General features: G+C 63.5%; 16 protein-coding genes. 11 read left to right on the top strand and 5 right to left on the bottom strand.

The window, feature by feature from the left end:
- Positions 1-5 precede the first annotated feature (5 nt).
- Positions 6-518 carry a GNAT family N-acetyltransferase gene (locus RHPLAN_RS13145; protein WP_068018399.1) on the bottom strand — a complete coding sequence of 171 codons (513 nt, stop codon included), beginning with the start codon at positions 516-518 and terminating at the stop codon, positions 6-8.
- Positions 519-660: 142 nt separating this feature from the next.
- Between RHPLAN_RS13145 and RHPLAN_RS13140 the strand changes: the two genes are divergently transcribed.
- Positions 661-1,647: a glutathione S-transferase family protein gene (locus RHPLAN_RS13140; protein ID WP_068018396.1), complete on the top strand. Its 987-nt coding sequence runs from the start codon at positions 661-663 to the stop codon at positions 1,645-1,647.
- A 221-nt stretch (positions 1,648-1,868) separates the two neighbouring features.
- Here the strand turns inward: RHPLAN_RS13140 and RHPLAN_RS13135 are convergent, their stop codons facing one another.
- The gene (locus RHPLAN_RS13135; protein ID WP_068018393.1) at positions 1,869-2,342 is read right to left on the bottom strand and encodes an NUDIX domain-containing protein; all 474 of its coding nucleotides are present in this window, start codon (positions 2,340-2,342) and stop codon (positions 1,869-1,871) included.
- Between the two features lie 118 nt (positions 2,343-2,460).
- On the opposite strand from RHPLAN_RS13135, the gene mbfA reads away from it, so the two are divergent.
- The 4 genes from mbfA to RHPLAN_RS13115 all read left to right on the top strand — a co-directional run bounded on the left by mbfA (position 2,461) and on the right by RHPLAN_RS13115 (position 7,780).
- Positions 2,461-3,420 (top strand): iron exporter MbfA, encoded by a 960-nt coding sequence (gene mbfA, locus RHPLAN_RS13130; RefSeq protein WP_068018390.1) that lies wholly within the window; start codon positions 2,461-2,463, stop codon positions 3,418-3,420.
- Positions 3,420-4,301 (top strand): metallophosphoesterase family protein, encoded by an 882-nt coding sequence (locus RHPLAN_RS13125; protein ID WP_068018385.1) that lies wholly within the window; start codon positions 3,420-3,422, stop codon positions 4,299-4,301. The genes mbfA and RHPLAN_RS13125 overlap by 1 nt, the downstream gene beginning before the upstream one ends.
- Positions 4,302-4,639: 338 nt before the next feature.
- Positions 4,640-6,634: an SPFH domain-containing protein gene (locus tag RHPLAN_RS13120; protein ID WP_068018382.1), complete on the top strand. Its 1,995-nt coding sequence runs from the start codon at positions 4,640-4,642 to the stop codon at positions 6,632-6,634.
- A gap of 135 nt (positions 6,635-6,769) precedes the next feature.
- On the top strand, positions 6,770-7,780 hold the full coding sequence (locus RHPLAN_RS13115) for a Bug family tripartite tricarboxylate transporter substrate binding protein (RefSeq protein WP_068018379.1): 1,011 nt from the start codon (positions 6,770-6,772) through the stop codon (positions 7,778-7,780).
- A 109-nt stretch (positions 7,781-7,889) separates the two neighbouring features.
- Here the strand turns inward: RHPLAN_RS13115 and RHPLAN_RS13110 are convergent, their stop codons facing one another.
- The gene (locus RHPLAN_RS13110; RefSeq protein ID WP_068018376.1) at positions 7,890-8,705 is read right to left on the bottom strand and encodes an IclR family transcriptional regulator domain-containing protein; all 816 of its coding nucleotides are present in this window, start codon (positions 8,703-8,705) and stop codon (positions 7,890-7,892) included.
- 156 nt (positions 8,706-8,861) lie between these two features.
- Between RHPLAN_RS13110 and RHPLAN_RS13105 the strand changes: the two genes are divergently transcribed.
- From RHPLAN_RS13105 to RHPLAN_RS13085, 5 genes are all read left to right on the top strand, one after another.
- On the top strand, positions 8,862-9,689 hold the full coding sequence (locus RHPLAN_RS13105; RefSeq protein WP_068018374.1) for a p-hydroxycinnamoyl CoA hydratase/lyase: 828 nt from the start codon (positions 8,862-8,864) through the stop codon (positions 9,687-9,689).
- A 17-nt stretch (positions 9,690-9,706) separates the two neighbouring features.
- Positions 9,707-10,861 (top strand): CaiB/BaiF CoA transferase family protein, encoded by a 1,155-nt coding sequence (locus RHPLAN_RS13100; RefSeq protein WP_068031116.1) that lies wholly within the window; start codon positions 9,707-9,709, stop codon positions 10,859-10,861.
- A gap of 10 nt (positions 10,862-10,871) precedes the next feature.
- A complete protein-coding gene (locus RHPLAN_RS13095; RefSeq protein WP_068018372.1) occupies positions 10,872-12,023 on the top strand; it encodes an acyl-CoA dehydrogenase family protein in 1,152 nt (383 codons plus the stop codon).
- Positions 12,024-12,091: 68 nt separating this feature from the next.
- Positions 12,092-13,048 carry a Bug family tripartite tricarboxylate transporter substrate binding protein gene (locus tag RHPLAN_RS13090; protein WP_198164905.1) on the top strand — a complete coding sequence of 319 codons (957 nt, stop codon included), beginning with the start codon at positions 12,092-12,094 and terminating at the stop codon, positions 13,046-13,048.
- 28 nt (positions 13,049-13,076) lie between these two features.
- Positions 13,077-14,570: a UbiD family decarboxylase gene (locus RHPLAN_RS13085; protein WP_068018362.1), complete on the top strand. Its 1,494-nt coding sequence runs from the start codon at positions 13,077-13,079 to the stop codon at positions 14,568-14,570.
- A 97-nt stretch (positions 14,571-14,667) separates the two neighbouring features.
- Here the strand turns inward: RHPLAN_RS13085 and RHPLAN_RS13080 are convergent, their stop codons facing one another.
- On the bottom strand, positions 14,668-15,291 hold the full coding sequence (locus RHPLAN_RS13080; protein ID WP_237180129.1) for a cupin domain-containing protein: 624 nt from the start codon (positions 15,289-15,291) through the stop codon (positions 14,668-14,670).
- Between the two features lie 189 nt (positions 15,292-15,480).
- On the opposite strand from RHPLAN_RS13080, the gene RHPLAN_RS13075 reads away from it, so the two are divergent.
- Positions 15,481-17,028, top strand: coding sequence for a winged helix-turn-helix domain-containing tetratricopeptide repeat protein (locus RHPLAN_RS13075; protein WP_068018359.1), 1,548 nt, complete (start codon positions 15,481-15,483; stop codon positions 17,026-17,028).
- 14 nt (positions 17,029-17,042) lie between these two features.
- Here the strand turns inward: RHPLAN_RS13075 and RHPLAN_RS13070 are convergent, their stop codons facing one another.
- Complete coding sequence (locus RHPLAN_RS13070; protein WP_068018355.1) at positions 17,043-17,612, bottom strand: hypothetical protein; 570 nt, start codon at positions 17,610-17,612, stop codon at positions 17,043-17,045.
- Positions 17,613-17,616 lie beyond the last annotated feature (4 nt).

Here is a 17,616-nt window from a genome sequence, read left to right as displayed (position 1 = left end):
CTGGTCTACGCCGCAGGCCAGTCGGGGCGCACCGCGCCGGAGACGCCGTCAAAAGCGCCAGGCTCGAGCTCTGCAACGAGCAGTCGTGCCGGATCGGCAGGGCCCGGCATGGTGATCCGGCCCTTGCCGGCGGGCTTGAAACCGGAACGGCTGTAATAGGGCTCGTCGCCGACCAGCACCACAAGCCGGTGGCCCTTGCGCTTGGCCTCGTCCAGCGCGCGAGCGATCAGCTTGCGGCCGATGCCGTGGTTGCGGAACGGTGGTTCGATGGTGAGCGGTCCGAGCAGCAGCGCCTTGGTGGCGGCGCCGACGATGATCGGCGACAGCCTCACCGAACCGACCATCAGCGTGCCGACTCGCGCCGTGAATGACAGTTCGGGGATATGGGCGACCTCCTCGCGCAGCCGATAGGCCGATTTGGCGAACCGCCCCGGCCCGAAGGTGCGCGCATTCAGGCGCTCGATCGCCTCGGCATCGTCGGGCGTTTCCTGCAGGATGGCGTAGGACAGATCGTTCATCGGTCTTCGTCTGGATCGCCGCCCAGGCACGGCACACGGGGCACTTGGTATCCTGGCGCTTAGCATCTGGGCGGCGGTTGGTCCACGCCTGTCACAAAGCCCGGCCAGTCTCTACATTGGCGCAAACGGGACGGAGAGCACGATGGGACTTCTGGTCGAGGGCGTGTGGCGCGACGACAGCTACGACACCAGCCGGATCAAGGACGGCCGCTTCAACCGGCCGACCACGAAATTCCGCAACTGGATCACGCCCGATGGCACCCCCGGCCCCTCGGGCAATGGCGGCTTTCCGGCCGAAGCCGGCCGCTACCACCTGTACGTCTCGCTGGCCTGCCCCTGGGCCCATCGCACCATCATCTTCCGCCAGATCAAGCGGCTGGAGAGCGTCATTTCCATGTCGGTGACCTCCTGGCACATGGGCGAGAACGGCTGGACCTTCGACACCGCAGAGGGATCGAGCGGCGACGCCGTCAACGGCAAGCAGAAGCTGTCGGAGATCTATCTTCTGACCGATCCGAAATTCACCGGCCGCGTCACCGTGCCGGTGCTGTGGGACAAGCAGCAAAAGACGATCGTGAACAACGAATCGTCCGAGATCATCCGGATGCTGAACTCTGCCTTCGATGCGTTCACCAACGACGGCACCGACTATTATCCGGCGATGCGGCGCGCAGAGATCGACGCCGTGAACGACGCGGTCTATCCGAACGTCAACAACGGCGTCTATCGCGCGGGCTTCGCCACCACGCAAGCGGCCTACGAAGAAGCGTTCCGCAATGTGTTCGGCACGCTCGACGACATGGAGCGGCGGCTGTCGCGGCAGCGTTACGTGGCGGGTCCGCGCCTGACCGAAGCGGATTGGCGGTTTTTCCCGACGCTGATCCGCTTCGACGCCGTCTATTACAGCCACTTCAAATGCAATCTGCGGCGGATCGGCGACTACCCGAATCTCTCGAACTACGTGCGCGACCTTTATCAGACGCCGGGTGTGGCCGAGACGGTGAGCATCGACCACATCAAGCGGCACTACTACGGCAGCCAGCGCAAGGTGAATCCCACCGGCATCGTGCCGCTCGGCCCCGAACTGGATTTCAGCAAGCCGCACGACCGCGACAGGTTTGTAAGTTAAGCCGCTTCTGACCCTGAATTGAAGCACGCCTGCGCAACAGGCACCCTGTCACCCGCGGGCTTGACCCGCGGGTCCATGACCCAGGTTCAATCGTGGAAGTCTTAGGCATGACTGCCTTGAGCTGCACGCGCTCATGGATCGCCGGGTCAAGCCCGGCGATGACACCGCCGTTGTAGCTCGCGATTCAAGCCTGCTGGAAACTGCAGCCTGAGCCAAGCCGCTCACCACCGCTCCGTCATCGGCCGACCGTGCACCACCTCCGCGATTCGCGCCCGCGTGCCCTTCGTGGTGTTCTCCGGCAGCGCATGGATCGGAAAAAATCCATGCTCGGCGATCTCCCTGTTCGGCACCGGCGGCGACGGCTGGCAAAACTCGCGCACCACGTAGATCGTCACATGGTCGCGCGTCGAGTAGATCGGATGAAAGAACACGCCGTGGAGCTTCGGCGGTCCGGTGAGCTCGATATTGCCTTCCTCGTGCAGTTCGCGCGCCAAAGCCTGCAGCAGCGTCTCGCCGGCTTCGACGCCGCCGCCGGGGAGCTGCCAGCCCGCCGCATAGGTGTGCCGGATCAGGAACACACGATTGTCGCCGTCGAGCACGAGCGCGCGCACGCCGAGCGTCAGCCCGCGCGAGAAGCGCCAGTAGAAATGCATCAGCCGGTGGAACGTGAACCGCCAGCGCCGCCCGTCACTCATCGTCACATTCCCAGCCCACGAAGCGCTCGCCCGGCGCCTTCGGAACTTAGCCTCTTTTCTCTTTAGAATTATTCCAATATAGCTCAGAAGCTCAATAGTGCTGTGACATGAGGACATTGTGAAACGCTTTGCCGACCTTTCCGAACAGGAAATTCTTGCGCTCGCGATCTCCAGCGAGGACGAGGACAGCCGCATCTATCGGGGCTTCGCCGAAGGCCTGCGCGAGGCGTTTCCGGCCTCCGCCAAGGTGTTCGACGAGATGGCCGACGAGGAGGTCCGGCACCGGACCATGCTGTTCGACATGTACCGCTCGAAATTCGGCGACTATCTGCCGCTGATCCGCCGCCAGGACGTCAAAGGCTTCATCAAGCACTCCAAGCCGCTCTGGCTGATGCGGCCGCTCGGCCTCGAAGAGGTGCGGAAGTTCGCCGAGAGCATGGAATACGAGGCGGAGCGTTTCTACCGCCGGGCCACCGAAAACGCGCGCGACGCCTCGATCCGCCAACTCCTCACGGAGCTGGCCGAGATCGAAGCCGAACACGAGACGCTGGCCCATAAGCTCGGCGAGACCATCCTAACCAAGGACGTCCGCGCCAAGGAGGACGAGACCCAGCGCCGGATGTTCGTCCTGCAATACGTCCAGCCCGGCCTCGCCGGCCTGATGGACGGATCGGTGTCGACGCTCGCGCCGCTGTTCGCGGCGGCCTTCGCCACCCATCAGACCTGGGAGACGTTTCTGGTGGGCCTCGCGGCTTCGGTCGGCGCCGGTATCTCCATGGGCTTTGCCGAGGCGCTGTCCGACGATGGCTCGCTGACCGGCCGCGGCACGCCGTGGCTGCGCGGCTCGGTCTGCGGCCTGATGACCGCTGTCGGCGGTCTCGGCCACACCCTGCCCTATCTCATTCCGAATTTCTGGACTGCGACCGTCGTGTCCATCATCGTCGTGGTGCTCGAGCTTGCCGCAATCTCCTGGATACGCCATCGTTACATGGATACACCCATCCTCTCCGCCACGTTCCAGGTCGCGTTCGGCGGCGCTCTCGTGTTTCTCGCTGGAATTCTGATCGGCAGTTCTTGATGTTCATTCTGGCGCACCTCTCCGACATCCACCTTGCGCCACTGCCGAGACCCAATCCTTCCGAGCTCCTGTCCAAGCGCGGGCTCGGCTACATCAACTGGCTGCGCAAACGGCGGCGTGTCCACCGTGCCGATATGCTGGCCAGGGTCGTCGCCGACCTCAAAGCCAGGAAACCCGACCACATCGCGGTCACCGGCGATCTGGTCAATCTGTCTCTGACCAGCGAATTCGCGCCAGCCTGCGCTTTTCTCGCCGGGCTTGGCGATGCCAATGCCGTCACTGTCGTTCCTGGCAATCACGATTCCTATGTGCGCTCGGCCGAAACGCTCGCCCTGCAGCACTGGGCCGACTACATGCGCGGCGACAACAACGAGAATTTTCCGTTCGTGCGCCGCCGCGGACCCGCCGCCATCGTCGGGCTCTCGACCTCGCTGCCGACCGCGCCGCTCTCCGCCACCGGCAAGCTGCACGGCGATCAGCTCGCGCGTGTGGCAGATATCCTTGCGGCGCTCGGGCGCGAGAAGGCGTTCCGCGTGGTGCTGATCCACCACCCGCCGACCGAAGGCGCGCATCATTTCCGCCGGCTGCGCGACGCCGACAAAATGCGCGACGCGCTCAAAGCATGCGGCGCCGAGCTGGTGCTGCACGGCCATCATCACGAGTCGTCGCTGGTGTGGCTGCCGGGCCCGGAGCACCGCATCCCGGTGATCGGCGTGCCGTCCGCTTCAGGCTCGCCCGATTATCACGACGATCCGGGCGGCTATAACCTTTACGAAATCGACGGCGAGCCGGGCGCGTGGCGCTGCACGCTGGTGTCGCGCGGCTGGCACAGAGACGATCGCCGCATCACCGAATTGCGGCGTCAGCCTTTGATGGGCTGAGCGGCATTTTTCTCAATGGCGCATGCGATAATCCATTAACCGTGCGTGGTGCGCGCGAAGACATATTCGCCTGTCACACGCAAGAGAACGGAATTAAATATTTTCAGGACCTAACATCGGCTGCAACGCCGGAAACGCCTACCTATATCGATGCGCGAGAATTCAGCTGCCTGAACCCGGAGCAGCATTCATGCGACTAACACATCAGTTGAATTAGCAACTGCGCCGGTCGCGCTTTCCAACCGATTCGGACTGAAACCGAATGACGGTGCACGCCGCATCGTCCGTTGGCTCGTTCATGAGCACACGAACCTCACACCATTGAATGGAGAAATCCCATGGATTTCGACACCGCCCTGCCGATCGCCCTTTGGGCTGCGGGCATCATCGTATTCCTGGTCGTGCTGCGGATGTCCAACGTCTTCCGCTATATCCCGAACAATCAGGTCGGCATCGTCGAGAAGCTCTGGACCACCAAAGGCTCGATCGAATCCGGCTTCATCGCGCTGAACGGCGAAGCGGGCTTCGAGCCTGAGGTGCTGCGCGGCGGCCTGCACGTGTTCTTCCCTTTCATGTATCGGATTCACAAATCCGATCTCGTGACCGTCGGCCAGGGCAAGATCGCCTATGTGTTCGCGCGCGACGGCGCGGCTCTCGGCGCCTCGCAGGTGCTGGGCGCCAACGACACGCCTGAGAAGTCCGACTTCCAGGATGCGCGCAAGTTTCTGACGGGCGGCGGCCAGAAGGGTCCGCAGCGCAAGATCCTGCGTGAAGGCACCTACGCCATCAACACCACGCAATTCGCCATCATCACCGACGAACGTGTCTATGGTCACGCCCTGAGCGATCAGGAGCAGATCGTGCTCGATGGCATGAAGCAGACCATCACCGAGCGCGGCGGCTTTGCGCCGGTGGTGCTGGCCGCCGGACACGATCTGGTCGGCATCGTCACCGTGCATGACGGCCCGTCGCTGTCGCCTGGCGAAATCATTGCACCGGAGGTCGGCATCGATCTGCGAACTCCGGAGACGTTCCACAACAACTTCCAGGAGCCTGAGAAATTCCTCAAGGCCGGCGGCTATCGCGGCCGTCAGCTCCAGGTCATCGTCGAAGGCACCTGGTATCTCAACCGCCTGTTCGCGACCGTAGAGTCCGTGCCGAAGACCGTCATTCCGGTCGGTAATGTCGGCGTCGTGATCTTCTACACCGGTCCTTCGACCGGCGACGTGTCCGGCGATCAGTACCGCCATGGCGAGCTCGTCACGAACGGCAGCCGCGGCGTCTGGAAGGACCCGCTGCTGCCCGGCAAATACGCCTTCAACACCTACGCCGGCAAGATCGAGATCATCCCGACCGTCAACTTCATCCTGAAATGGGTGCGTGGCGAGGTCGGCGCGATGAAGCTCGACGAGAACCTCTCGGAGATCTCGCTGATCACCAAGGACGCGTTCGAGCCGACGCTGCCGCTCTCGGTGGTGATGCACATCGACTACAAGAAGGCGCCGATGATCATCCAGCGCTTCGGCGACGTGAAGAAGCTCGTCGAGCAGACGCTCGATCCGATGGTCAGCGCCTTCTTCAAGAACATCGCGCAGAAGATGACGCTCATCGAGCTCCTGCAGAACCGCGCCGCGATCCAGGAGGAATCTGCGCAGGCGATGAAGGAAAAGTTCACCGGCTATTCGCTCGAGCTCCAGGAGGTTCTGATCGGCACGCCGCGCGCGGCGGCTGCGGGCGACCAGACCATCGAGAACATCCTCATCCAGCTCCGCTCGCGGCAGATCGCACGCGAGCAGATCGAGACTTATCGTGAGCAGGAGAAGGCCGCCACGCAAGAGCGCACGCTGAACGAGGCCAAGGCCACGGCCGCGGCGCAGACGGCGCTGACCCAGTCGCTCATTCAGATCAAGGTGCAGGAGAACGAAGGCGCCGCGGCCTTCGCTCGCGCACAGAAGGACGCCGAGACCATCAAGGTCACGGCGGCTGCGATGGGCGAACAGTCGCGGCTCGAGGGCCAGGGCGAGGCCGACCGCGTGCTGGCGATCGGTACTGCCAACGCCCAGTCCACCAAGCTCTCGGTCGACGCCTATGGCGGCCCGGAATTCCGCCTCGCCGAGCAGAACTTCTCGCGCTTTGCCGATGCGCTGACCAAGATCAACCAGCCGCTGGTGCCGCAATTCCTGATGTCCGGCACGCAAGGCGCCGAGAGCGGCAACGCGGGGCTCATCCCCACCGCGATGCTGAGCTCGATGTTCGGACAGATGATGCCGGAGGCGCTGGAGAAGCTGAAGAGCGAAGCGCCGAAGGCCTCGCGCCGGACCAACGGGGCGTAACCGCGACCGATTGTCACGAGTGAGCAGCAGGTGCGCCGTTTTGCGCATCTGCTGCGCGATTCTTATCCCTTGAAAGCGTGGCGCGCGTTTTGCAGGAATGCGCCACGTCGTCGACATCAAGAAGGGATAAGAAACATGATCTCGGGTGCGAGCCGCTTCGGCTTGAAGTTCTGCGTGTCCGCCGTTGCTGCACTCGCGTGCATGACCGCGTCCGTTGCTCAGGCAGAGGAGACGGCCGCGCAATTCCCCAGCCGCGACATCACCATCATCGTGCCCTTCGGCGCCGGCGGGCCACCCGACAGCGTCGCCCGCGTGATCGCGGCGGGCCTGAGCAAGAACCTTGGCAGGCCGGTGATCGTCGAGAACCGGCCGGGCGCAAGCTCCGGGCTTGCCTCCAAGGCCGTCGCGCGGGCTGAGCCCAACGGCTACACGCTGCTCGCGGTCGACATCTCCTTTGCGGTCGCGCCGCATATCGCGTCAAACCTCGGCGTCGACACGGCGAAGGACTTCCGGCCGATCGGCCTTTCCGCCAAATCCGTGTTCACGCTGCTGGCTTCGCCGTCGCTCGGCACGCCGACCGTTGCGGATTTCGTGAAGCTCGCCAAAACCAAAGGCCAGGAGATCCAGATCGGGCACACCGGCATCGGCACGACGCCCCACCTCGCCGCCATGACGTTCATCAAAGCGACCGGCATCGACCCGCTGCTGGTGCCCTACAAGGCCATCGCCGAAGCCACCAACAACGTCGTGGCGGGTCACATCTCGGCGACGTTCTCGGCCGCCAGCACCGCAATCGGACTGGGCAGCGGCAAGGCCAACGTGCTCGGCGTCACGGGCTCGAAGCGGCTGCCGGGATTGCCGGACGTTCCGACCTTCGAGGAATCCGGGGTCAAGATGACCGGTTTCGAAAACGGCTCCTGGTACGGCCTCATGGCGCCGGCCGGCACGCCCGACGCGATCATCGCCAAGCTCAATGCAGCCTTGGTGGCGACCGTTCAGGACAAGGCCGTCGCCGACAAACTGATGGCGTCCGGGCTTGAGCTCAGCAGCAGCACGCCGGAGGAATTCGGCAGTTTCGTCACGGCGCAGAACACCTATTGGGGTGAAACGCTTCGCGCGGCGGGCATCAAGCCCGAGCCGAAATAGAGCATGATCCCGAAAAGTGTGAAACGGTTTTCGGAAAAGATCATGCTCAAACAAGAGAAAGAGCGACGGGTCTGATTCAACTTTGTTGAATCAGACCCTAGCACCGCGCCTATCCAATCAGCAGCGGACCGCCGGGATCGTCGGACAGCGCCAGCACGGCGTGCTGCGAAACGTGCAGCGCCGCCTCGATCTGCTCCGCGGCGTTACGCAACAGTTTCAGATATTTGCGCACCATGGCTTGCGGCGTGTTGCGCGGCGGATATTCCACCACGTTGATGCCCGCGATGGTGCCGCCGTCGCGATCGCGGACCGGCACGGCGATCGAACAGAAGCCGACGCCGGGGCTTTTCTCGATGGTCGCCCAGCCGGAGCTTCGCACCTCGTCGATCAGGCTTCTGAATTGCCCGGCATTGACCTCGGGCTCCGACAGGGCGCCGAGGTAAGCTTCGAAACGCTCGGTCGAGAGCCCGGCGAGCAGCACGCGGCCGATCGAAGCCGAGTGCGCCGACACGCGCGTGCCAAGCGGCACGGTCATGTTCATCATGCGATTGTTGGCGGAGCGCGCCAGCAGACGGATGTCGAGGCCGTCCAGAATGCCGAAGCTCGAAGTCTCGCGCGTCACCGCGGTCAATTCGTTCAAATATGGCTGGATGACACGATTGACGTCGAGCGAGGCGAGATAGCTGAAGCCGATGTCGAGCGCGCTGGGCCGCAGATAGAACAGATCGTCGCTGCGCCCGACATAGCCGAGATCGAGCAGGGTCAGCAGGAAACGGCGGGCGGTGGCGCGGTCGAGCCCGGTGCGCTCGGCGACGTCGGCGATCCGCAGCATCGGCGCCTGCCGGTCGAATGCCTTGATGACCGAAAGCCCGCGCGCCAGCGAGCTCGAGAAGTGTTCGGAAGCCTTCGATTTCGCGGGCGCCATCGGCGGATCCGTTCGTGCGGTTACCGCACGAATTATATCCGTTCGGTTTTCATGCTCAAGTCATTTCCAGCGTTGACATAGCAATATGCCTTTAATTACGCTGATCGACAGCAGCCGCGCAATGAGCGGTTACCGCACGAAATATGTGAGAGTGCCATGGCATCTACGACCTACAAGAACGTCATTGTCGAAAAGGACGACGGCCTGACCTGGGTCACGCTGAATCGCCCAGACAAGCGCAACGCGATGAGCCCCGACCTCGACCAGGAAATGCTCGACGTAGTGTTGAGCCTCGAGGGCGATCCCGAGACGAAGGTGCTGATCCTGACCGGCGCGGGCGAGGCCTGGTGCGCCGGCATGGACCTCAAGCTCTATTTCCGCGAATTGGAGAATAAGCCGAACGAGCGCATCCGCGCCGAATGGACCACCCATCAGTGGCGCTGGTACCGGCTGTGGAATTTCCCGAAGCCGACCATCGCGATGGTCAATGGCTTCTGCATGGGCGGCGCCTTCACGCAGCTCGTCGCCTGCGACTTCGCGTTTGCGGCCGACGACGCCAAGTTCGGCCTGTCCGAAGTGAACTGGGGCATCCTGCCGGGCGGCCTCGTCAGCAAGGCGCTGCAGGTGTGCCTCGGCTACCGCGACGCGCTCTACTACAGCCTCACCGGTGAGCTGTTCGACGGCAAGAAGGCCGAGGAGATCCGGCTGATCACCAAGGCGGTGCCGGCGAAAGACCTGAAGCAGACCGTCACGGAGTTTGCCCGCCGCTTCGTCAAGATGAACCCGGAGACGCTGCGCGGCACCAAGCAGGGTATCAAGGCGGTGCGCGACATGGATGTCGGCCAGGCCCACGAGTACCTGATGGCGAAGTCGAACGAGCTGAAGGCGCGCGACAAGGAGGACGGCTACTCCAAGGGCATCAAGCAGTTCATCGACGACAAGACCTACAAGCCCGGCCTCGGCTCGTACAAGCGTCCGGAGTGATGAAAGGTTGGCGGCTGATGGCACGGCAGGCGGGCCCTCTCCACGGCGTGAAGGTCATCGAGCTCGGCACGATGATCACCGCGCCCTACGCCGGCATGCTGCTCGGCGAACTGGGCGCGTCCGTCATCAAGGTCGAGAATCCGGACGGCGGCGATCCGTTCCGCGCCACGAGCGGCGGCAACTACGGTCCGAACTTCATCGCCTACAACCACGGCAAGCGCAGCATCGTCCTCGACCTCAAGTCCGAGGATGGCAAGCGCGCGTTCCGCACACTGCTGGAACGCTCTGACGTGCTGCTGGAAAACTATCGCACCGGCGTGATGGACAAGCTCGGCTTCTCGGCCGAGACGATCCGCGCCATCAATCCGCAAATCGTGCATTGCTCGATCACCGGCTTCGGCACGACCGGACCCTACAAGAACCGCCCGGCTTATGACGCGGTGGCGAGCGCGCTCAGCGGAATCTATGGCCTGGCGGTCGATCCGGAGGACCCGCGCCTCGTCGGCGTCACCATCTCGGACAACGTCACCGGAATGTATGCGGTCAACGGCATCGTCAGCGCACTCTACGAGCGCGAGCGCACGCTGAAAGGCCGCCGCGTCGAGGTCAACATGCTGGAAAGCTCGATCGGCTTCACGCCCGATGCCTTCGTGCATCTGGCGCGGACCAAGGTCGAGTATGGCCCCTCCTCGCGCACGGCGTCGTCGCAGTGCTACGCCTTCACCTGCGCGGACGGAAAGCTTCTCGCGATCCATCTCTCAGTGCAGACCAAGTTCTGGGAAAGCCTGCTTAAGATCATCGATACGCCCGCGATCGCCGACGATCCGAAATTCAAGGCCCGGCCGGGGCGGATCGCGAATTATCACGAGCTCGGCTCCGCGCTCGAGCGCGTCTTCGCCACCAAGTCGCGCGCCGAGTGGATGGCCGCGCTCGACAAGGCGGACGTGCCATTTGCCCCCATTCATTCCGTCTCGGACGTGATGGCCGATCCGCAGGTGCAGCACTTGCAGACCTTCGGCACCGTCAGGCATCCGACCGAAGGCGACGTGATCAGCATCAACTCGCCGATCCTGTTCGACGGCCAGCGCTCGGAGAGCGCAGCCCCGCCGACGCTTGGCGAGCACACCGACGAGGTGCTGGCCGAGCTTGGCGTTGCGCCGATCAAAAAGTGAGGAGCTACCCGTGAGTTTTGGTCTCAGTTCCGAACAGAAACTGCTGCAGGACAGTGTCCGCAAGCTTCATGAGAAGCACGCGCCGCGCGATTATCTCCGCCGGCTCGAACGCGAGAACGCCTACCCGTACGAGCTCTACCAAGCCTGGGTCGACGCCGGCCTGTTCGGCGTGGCGTTTCCGGAGCAGTACGGCGGCAGCGGCGGCTCGGTCGCCGATCTCGCCATCGTAGTCTACGAGATCGCCTACAACAGCATCGACTTCCAGATGTCGTTCGGCGGCGCCGTGTTCTGCGGCCTCAACATCCTGCGCAAGGGCACCGAGGAGCAGAAGCATTACTGGCTGCCCAAGCTGATCAACGGCGAGCGCAAGCTGTCGATCTCGATCTCCGAACCCGAGGCAGGCTCCGATGTCGGCAGTCTCCGCAGCCGCGCGGTGCGCGACGGCGCGCAATTCGTCGTCAACGGCCAGAAGGTCTGGAACACCGGCGCCGGCGCCGATGACCTGACGCTCAGCGTTTACCTCAAGACCGACACCAGCGTGCATTACCGCCAGGGCATGTCGCTGTTCCTGATCGACAACGATGCGCCGGGCGTCAAGTTCAACAAGCTCGACATGCTCGGCCGCCGCTGCACCGGCACCTATGAGGTGTTCTTCACCGACGTGCGTGTCGACGAGAACCGCATCATCGGCGGCGAGAACAAGGGCTGGGATTGCCTGCTCTCCGGCCTGCAAGTCGAGCGCATCGTCTCGGCCGCAGGCAATTGCGGCGCGGCACAGGCTTGCGTCGATCTCGCCAGCGCCTACGCCAAGGAGCGCAAGCAGTTCGGCCGCGCCATCGGCAGCAACCAGGCGATCGCGCATATGCTCGCCGACATGCAGACCGAAACTGCCGCCGCCTGGGCGCTGCTTTGGCAGGCGGCCAACACGGTCGCTTCGGGCCAGGACGCTTTCAAGGAAATCACGATGGCGAAGCTAAAGGCTGCCGAAAACTACGTGAACGTTTCCCGCATGGGCATGCAGATTTGCGGCGGCATGGGCTACAGCAAGGAGTTCGATATGGAGCGGCATTATCGCGACGCGTCGCCGTCGACGGTCGCGGCCGGCACATCGCAGATCCAACGCAACCTCATCGCCGGCATGATGGGCCACAAGGTCTCGTGATGCTGCGCGCGGATGGCATGGGACTTGCCAACTGCTCAAGCATCTCGAACCCGATCAGGAAATCATCGATGAAGAGCGTGTTGTGTACGGCATTGCTGCTTGCTCTCGCGGGGCAAGCGGCCGCTGCTGAATTCCCAAGCCAGCCCATTCGCTTCGTCATTCCGTTCAGCGCCGGCGGCCCGACCGACACCGCCGGCCGCCTGATCGCCGAGCCGCTGCGCCGTCAGCTCGGCCAGCCGATCGTGATCGAGAATCGTCCGGGCGCGAGCGGCGTTCCGGGCACCGAAGCCGCGGTGAACAGCCCCAACGATGGCTACACACTGGTCGTCGGCGGCATCGCGCCGATCGTGCTGGTGCCCGCGGTGAAGAAGCTCCGCTACGACGTCGACAAGGACCTCGTGCCGCTCGGCCTGATCTGGCGGTCGCCACAGGTGTTCGCGGTGCGCGCCTCGCTCGATGTCAAAACCATCGCGGACTTCGTCGCCTACGCCAAAGCCAATGCCGGCAAGGTGACGATCGGCTCGGCCGGCATCGGCACGGTGACGCATCTCGCCAACGAGCTGTTCAAGGACGAGGCCGGCATCACCTTCACGCATGTACCCTATCGCAGCACGTCGAACTCGATCACCGACCTGATCGGCGGGCAGATCGACGCGATTTTCGGCGACGTCGCGATCCTGGCGCCCCAGGTGAAGGCCGGCGCCATCAAGGCGTTGGCGATCACCTCCGACAAGCGCTCGCCGCTTCTGCCCGAGTTGCCGACCATGGGTGAAGCCGGATTGCCGAACGTGAAGACCGAAGTCTGGTTCGGGCTGCTCGCACCCGCGCGAACGCCCGCGCCGATCCTCGATCAGCTCAAGCGCGCCGTGGCGGCCGCACAGGAAGATCCAGACTATCGCGCAAGCCTTCTGAAATACGGCACCGTGCTCAACAGCGTGGGGTCGGAACAGTTCGCCGACTTCATCCATGCGGAATCGCGACGCTGGACGCCCATCCTGCAGAAGGCCGGCGTCAAGTTTGAATAACCTTCGTTGCCGGAGTGAGGACTGAGCGATGGCCAAGAAAAGCCAGGATAAGGAAAAAGCGTCGGACGGTTCGAACAACACCAGCATGCGGCTCGCCTATGACGACCTGCGCAGCTGGCTTGCCGAGGCCGACCGGCTCGGCGAGTTGAAGACAGTTCGCGGCGCCAACTGGGCCGAAGAGATCGGCATGGCGACCGAGCTCGTCAGCCACAGCGACAAGGCACCCGCCGTCCTGTTCGACGACATTCCCGGCGTGCCGAAAGGCTTCCGCGTGCTGGCCAACATCTTCGGCGGCAAGCGCAAGAACATGACGCTCGGCTTTCCGGCCGAGCTCGACAAGGTGGCGCTGAGCGAAGCCTTCTCCGGCGCCTGGGACACCGATCGCCTCGTGCCGCCGGTGTTCGTCGACAGCGGACCGATCTTCGACAACGTCATCACCGGCGACGCCATCGACGTCGAGCTGTTCCCGACGCCGAAATGGCACGAAGGCGACGGCGGCCGCTATATCGGCACCGGCTCCTACAACGTCACGCAGGATCCGGACGACGGCACGCTCAACGTCGGCACCTACCGGATCATGCTGCACGACAAGAAGCACGTGACCTACAACGCCGCGCCCGGCAAGCATGGCCGCATCCATCACCAGAAGTACATCAAGCGCGGCGAGAAGATGCCGGTGGTGCTGGTGCTGGGTGGCGATCCGCTGACGTTCCTCCTCGGCGGCACCGAGGTGCCGGACGGCATCTGCGAGTTCGATGTCGCCGGCGGCCTGCGCGGCGAGCCGCTCAAGCTCGTGCGCGGCAGGCACACCGGGTTGCCCTTCCCGGCCAACGCCGAGATCGTCATGGAGGGCTACGTCCATCCCGAAACGCTCGTGCCCGAGGGCCCGTTCGGCGACTGGACCGGCACCTACACCGAGTCCGGGCGCAAGCGGCCGCTGTGCGAGATCACGGCGATCTATTATCGCAACGATCCGGTGCTGCTCGGCTTCGTGCCGCAGAGCCTGCCCGATGAGTATTCGCGCTATCGCGCGATCACGCGCTCGGCGCTGCTCAAGCAGAACATCGAGGCCGCGGGCGTGCCGGATGTGAAAGCAGTATGGGCCCATGAATGCGGCGGCTCGCGGCTGCTTTATGGCGTCGCGATCAGCCAGCGCTTCGACGGCCACGCCGTGCAGGCCGGCCACATCGCCTGCCAGTGCCATGTCGGCGCCTATGGCAGCCGCTGGGTCATCGTGGTGGACGATGACATCGACGTTTCCAATCTCGAAGAGCTGATGTGGGCGGCGCTCACCCGCGCCGATCCGGTCAAGGACATCGACTTCATCCGCGGCGCCTGGAATTCGCCGGCGGATCCGCGCATCGAACCCGCCGAGCGCGCCAAGGGCAACATCACGAGCTCGCGCATGATCATCAATGCGTGCCGGCCCTATTCCTGGCGCGACGAGTTTGTTGCACCTGTGAAGCCGTCGGAAGAGATGGTGCAACGAGCGAAGGAGAAGTTCGGCTGGCTTCTGGATTAGCGTCCAGTCCAGCCAGCCTCTTCCAAACGCGCCGGGCGGAGGGCTTGCCGGCGTCCGCCATGGCGCGCCCACCATCGCAATCGAGACGTTTTTTGCCTCACTCGAACTTGGCCGGCACCGAGAACGGCTTGGTCGCGTCGACGACGAACATGATGAGCGCTGTCAATTCCGTCGTCCCGCTGTTGAAAACCTCCATTGTCGTCCCGGCCGGATGTCCGTTCATCGAGTGCCCGGCCTCGACATTCATCACGCCCTGCGGAGTCCGTTGACCCAATCTGCCGGCGACCACATAAAATGTTTCGGAGCCGGGATGCGTGTGCACCGGCGTTGCTGAACCTGCCGGCCCGTGTCCGTAGTTCACACGCAACAGATACTCGGGAGCGCTGAGCGGAGGAACGGGTCCGATCTCAGCAACCTTCGTTCCGCCCGCCGTTGCCCCACCCTTCGGACCGAGCGTGAAGAGCCATGCTTTGCCGGCGACCTCAGCTGACAGCGATGGCAATCCATCATAGCTGACAGTGTCCGGATTCCAGCGATACGGCGGTGCGGCGGTTTTCGCTGCACCCAGCGTCGGGAAATTCTCGACGCGCCAGAACAACTCGCCTTTGGGCAGTTGCTTGACCTTCATCTCGGCAACCGGCTCGACGGTGTATTTCTGTTGCGCCGCGACCGTTGACGCCGTCAGCCACAGCCCGGCGACAAACATCAGCGATGCGGCCACAGGGCGAACTCCGGACAAGGACAGTTCCACGTTCATACACTCCTCAGGCATTCTCGATCGGTGCCTTCCCATGCCAGAGACCGCCGCCGCGGTCTTTCATGCCGGATGAGTTTCCGATTAGGATTCCCTCCATTTTTCCTTTGGAGACTGTGTGTTACACTTTCGCCGGGCGACAGGCGGAATGCTGTCTTGCGCTATTATTTCGAGGACTGCGTACTCGACACGGATCGGCGGGAGTTGCGCCGGAAAAATTCGCTCGTGGCTGTCGAGCCTCAGGTTTTCGATCTCCTTGTTCATTTGATGCGGCACCGCGAACGGGTCGTCACCAAGGACGATATGTTGGCCGCGGTCTGGCACGGGCGCATCGTTTCCGAGTCTGCCCTCGCCAACCGCATCAATGCGGCGCGGGGCGCAATCGGCGATACCGGCACCGAGCAGCGGCTGATAAAAACCTTGCCGCGCCGGGGCGTGCGTTTTGTGGGAGCCGTTCGCGAAGACAGCGGCGATGCCAAGGTGCGCCCGCCCGACCTGCCGGGCAGCACCTTCGAAAAGCCTTCGATCGCCGTGTTGCCGTTTCTCAATCTGGGCGGAGACCCTGACAGGGACTACCTCGTCGACGGGATTGTTGAAGACATCATCACCGCTCTGTCGCGCAATTGCGGCTTCTTTGTCATCGCCCGCAATTCGTCATTTACCTACAAGGGCGGATCGGCCGACGTGAACCGGGTCGCGCGCGAGCTTGGCGTCCGTTACGTCCTGGAAGGAAGCATCAGGGTCTCAGGCGACCGCATGCGAGTCACCGGACAGCTCGTAGAGGGCCTATCGGGCCGGCATTTATGGGCTGACAAGTTCGACTACACCAGCGGCGACCCTTTCGAGCTTCAAGACCGGCTTGTTGAGCGAGTCGTTGGAGCGATCGCACCGCAACTCGAAAAGGCCGAGATGGATCGCGTGAAGCGTGAGCCGACCAGCAATCCTGCGGCTTACGATCTTTATTTGCGCGGCCTCGCCAGCTGGAACCGTTGGTCCAAGGACGACAATGCGAATGCATTGAAGTTCTTCTATGCGGCCATCGAGAAAGATCCCGAGTTTGCCACGCCCTACGGGCTGGCCGCCTCTTGCTACCAGTTTGCAAAGGCCAACGGCTGGCAGTCGGACTTTGACCGGGAGGAAATCTCGCGTCTTACGGAACGCGCCGTGGAGTTGGGAAGCGACGACGCAGTGGCCCTGTGCTGGGGAGGACACGTTCGCGCCTTCTTTTTCAAAGAAGTGAAACGCGCACTCCTGCTGATCAATCGCGCGCTCGAGCTGGATGCCAATCTCGCGACCGCATGGCAGCGAAGCGGCTGGGTCCGCGGATATGCGGGTGACCACGAGGAAGCAATCCGGAGTCTGGAAAGGGCCATGCGGCTCAATCCACTCGATCCGCGCGTCTTTCTGACCCAAAGCGCAATGGCATTTGCGCATTTCATCGCAGGGCGAGACCAGGAGGCGTGCGATTGGGCCGCCATGGCGGCGAGGGTAAAGCCGAACTGGATGCCAGCGCTTCGGGTGGCCATCGCCGCCAACGCGATGCTCGGACACACCGACGAAGCGAGGGACGGCCTTCAGGCGTACGAGCGGTTCGATCCAGATGTGAACATTCGCAAAATATGCGAGCACTATCCTTTTCAGCGAGCACAGGACCTGCAGCGGCTTATAGAAGCGTTGCGCAGGGCTGGAGTTCGAGAAGCCTAGCGTCGAGTCCGCGTCTAATGCGCCAGCTGCGACGCCGCGATCCATAGCGCCGCAAACACCGCACCGCTTCCGACGACGAGACCGAGCAGAAACAGTCCTGCGGTACGCCAGCCGCTTCGATGTGAATCCGCGTCAACCGAACCGATCGAATCCGTCGCCAGCGCCTTGTCGCGTTCGATCATGCGCAGCGCGACGTAGTGCGTCACCGCCTTGACGATGTCGGCGATCTCGCCCGACTCCGCCAGCACCTTGCGGCCATAGCGCGTGTCCTGCACGAAACGATAGCGGCGCTTGTCGCGCCCCATCGCCACGTGCGCGATGGCGTCGATCCAGAGCCGCGGCACATCGCCCTGGCTGATGCCGCGATCGAACAGTTCGACCTCCGGCGGGATTTCCTTGAACAGCGGATCGAGCGCTTCGTTGAGCAGTTCGAGCCGCGCAAGCTCCGCATCGCGCAGGTCGACCACCACGGCCGACCGCTCGGCGACTTCGATGCGGGTTTGCCGGACTGCCGCCTTCAGCGATCCGGGCTCGGCCTCCGCCACCACCGCATCGGGCTTCGGACGCCGTCTGATCCACGCCATAAGG

It is taken from the genome of Rhodoplanes sp. Z2-YC6860 (assembly GCF_001579845.1).
Taxonomy (GTDB): Bacteria; Pseudomonadota; Alphaproteobacteria; order Rhizobiales; family Xanthobacteraceae; genus Z2-YC6860.
This window is presented reverse-complemented; position numbering and strand designations above follow the sequence as displayed.

What these genes read in the sequence shown, in the direction of transcription:
- RHPLAN_RS13135 (WP_068018393.1), bottom strand. Translation starts at nt 2,342, where the DNA reads ATGAGTGACGGGCGGCGCTGGCGGTTCACGTTCCACCGGCTGATGCAT.
- RHPLAN_RS13085 (WP_068018362.1), top strand. Translation starts at nt 13,077, where the DNA reads ATGGCCAAGAAAAGCCAGGATAAGGAAAAAGCGTCGGACGGTTCGAAC.
- RHPLAN_RS13140 (WP_068018396.1), top strand. Translation starts at nt 661, where the DNA reads ATGGGACTTCTGGTCGAGGGCGTGTGGCGCGACGACAGCTACGACACC.
- RHPLAN_RS13105 (WP_068018374.1), top strand. Translation starts at nt 8,862, where the DNA reads ATGGCATCTACGACCTACAAGAACGTCATTGTCGAAAAGGACGACGGC.
- RHPLAN_RS13125 (WP_068018385.1), top strand. Translation starts at nt 3,420, where the DNA reads ATGTTCATTCTGGCGCACCTCTCCGACATCCACCTTGCGCCACTGCCG.
- RHPLAN_RS13100 (WP_068031116.1), top strand. Translation starts at nt 9,707, where the DNA reads ATGGCACGGCAGGCGGGCCCTCTCCACGGCGTGAAGGTCATCGAGCTC.
- RHPLAN_RS13090 (WP_198164905.1), top strand. Translation starts at nt 12,092, where the DNA reads ATGAAGAGCGTGTTGTGTACGGCATTGCTGCTTGCTCTCGCGGGGCAA.
- RHPLAN_RS13110 (WP_068018376.1), bottom strand. Translation starts at nt 8,705, where the DNA reads ATGGCGCCCGCGAAATCGAAGGCTTCCGAACACTTCTCGAGCTCGCTG.
- RHPLAN_RS13120 (WP_068018382.1), top strand. Translation starts at nt 4,640, where the DNA reads ATGGATTTCGACACCGCCCTGCCGATCGCCCTTTGGGCTGCGGGCATC.
- RHPLAN_RS13070 (WP_068018355.1), bottom strand. Translation starts at nt 17,612, where the DNA reads ATGGCGTGGATCAGACGGCGTCCGAAGCCCGATGCGGTGGTGGCGGAG.
- RHPLAN_RS13145 (WP_068018399.1), bottom strand. Translation starts at nt 518, where the DNA reads ATGAACGATCTGTCCTACGCCATCCTGCAGGAAACGCCCGACGATGCC.
- RHPLAN_RS13115 (WP_068018379.1), top strand. Translation starts at nt 6,770, where the DNA reads ATGATCTCGGGTGCGAGCCGCTTCGGCTTGAAGTTCTGCGTGTCCGCC.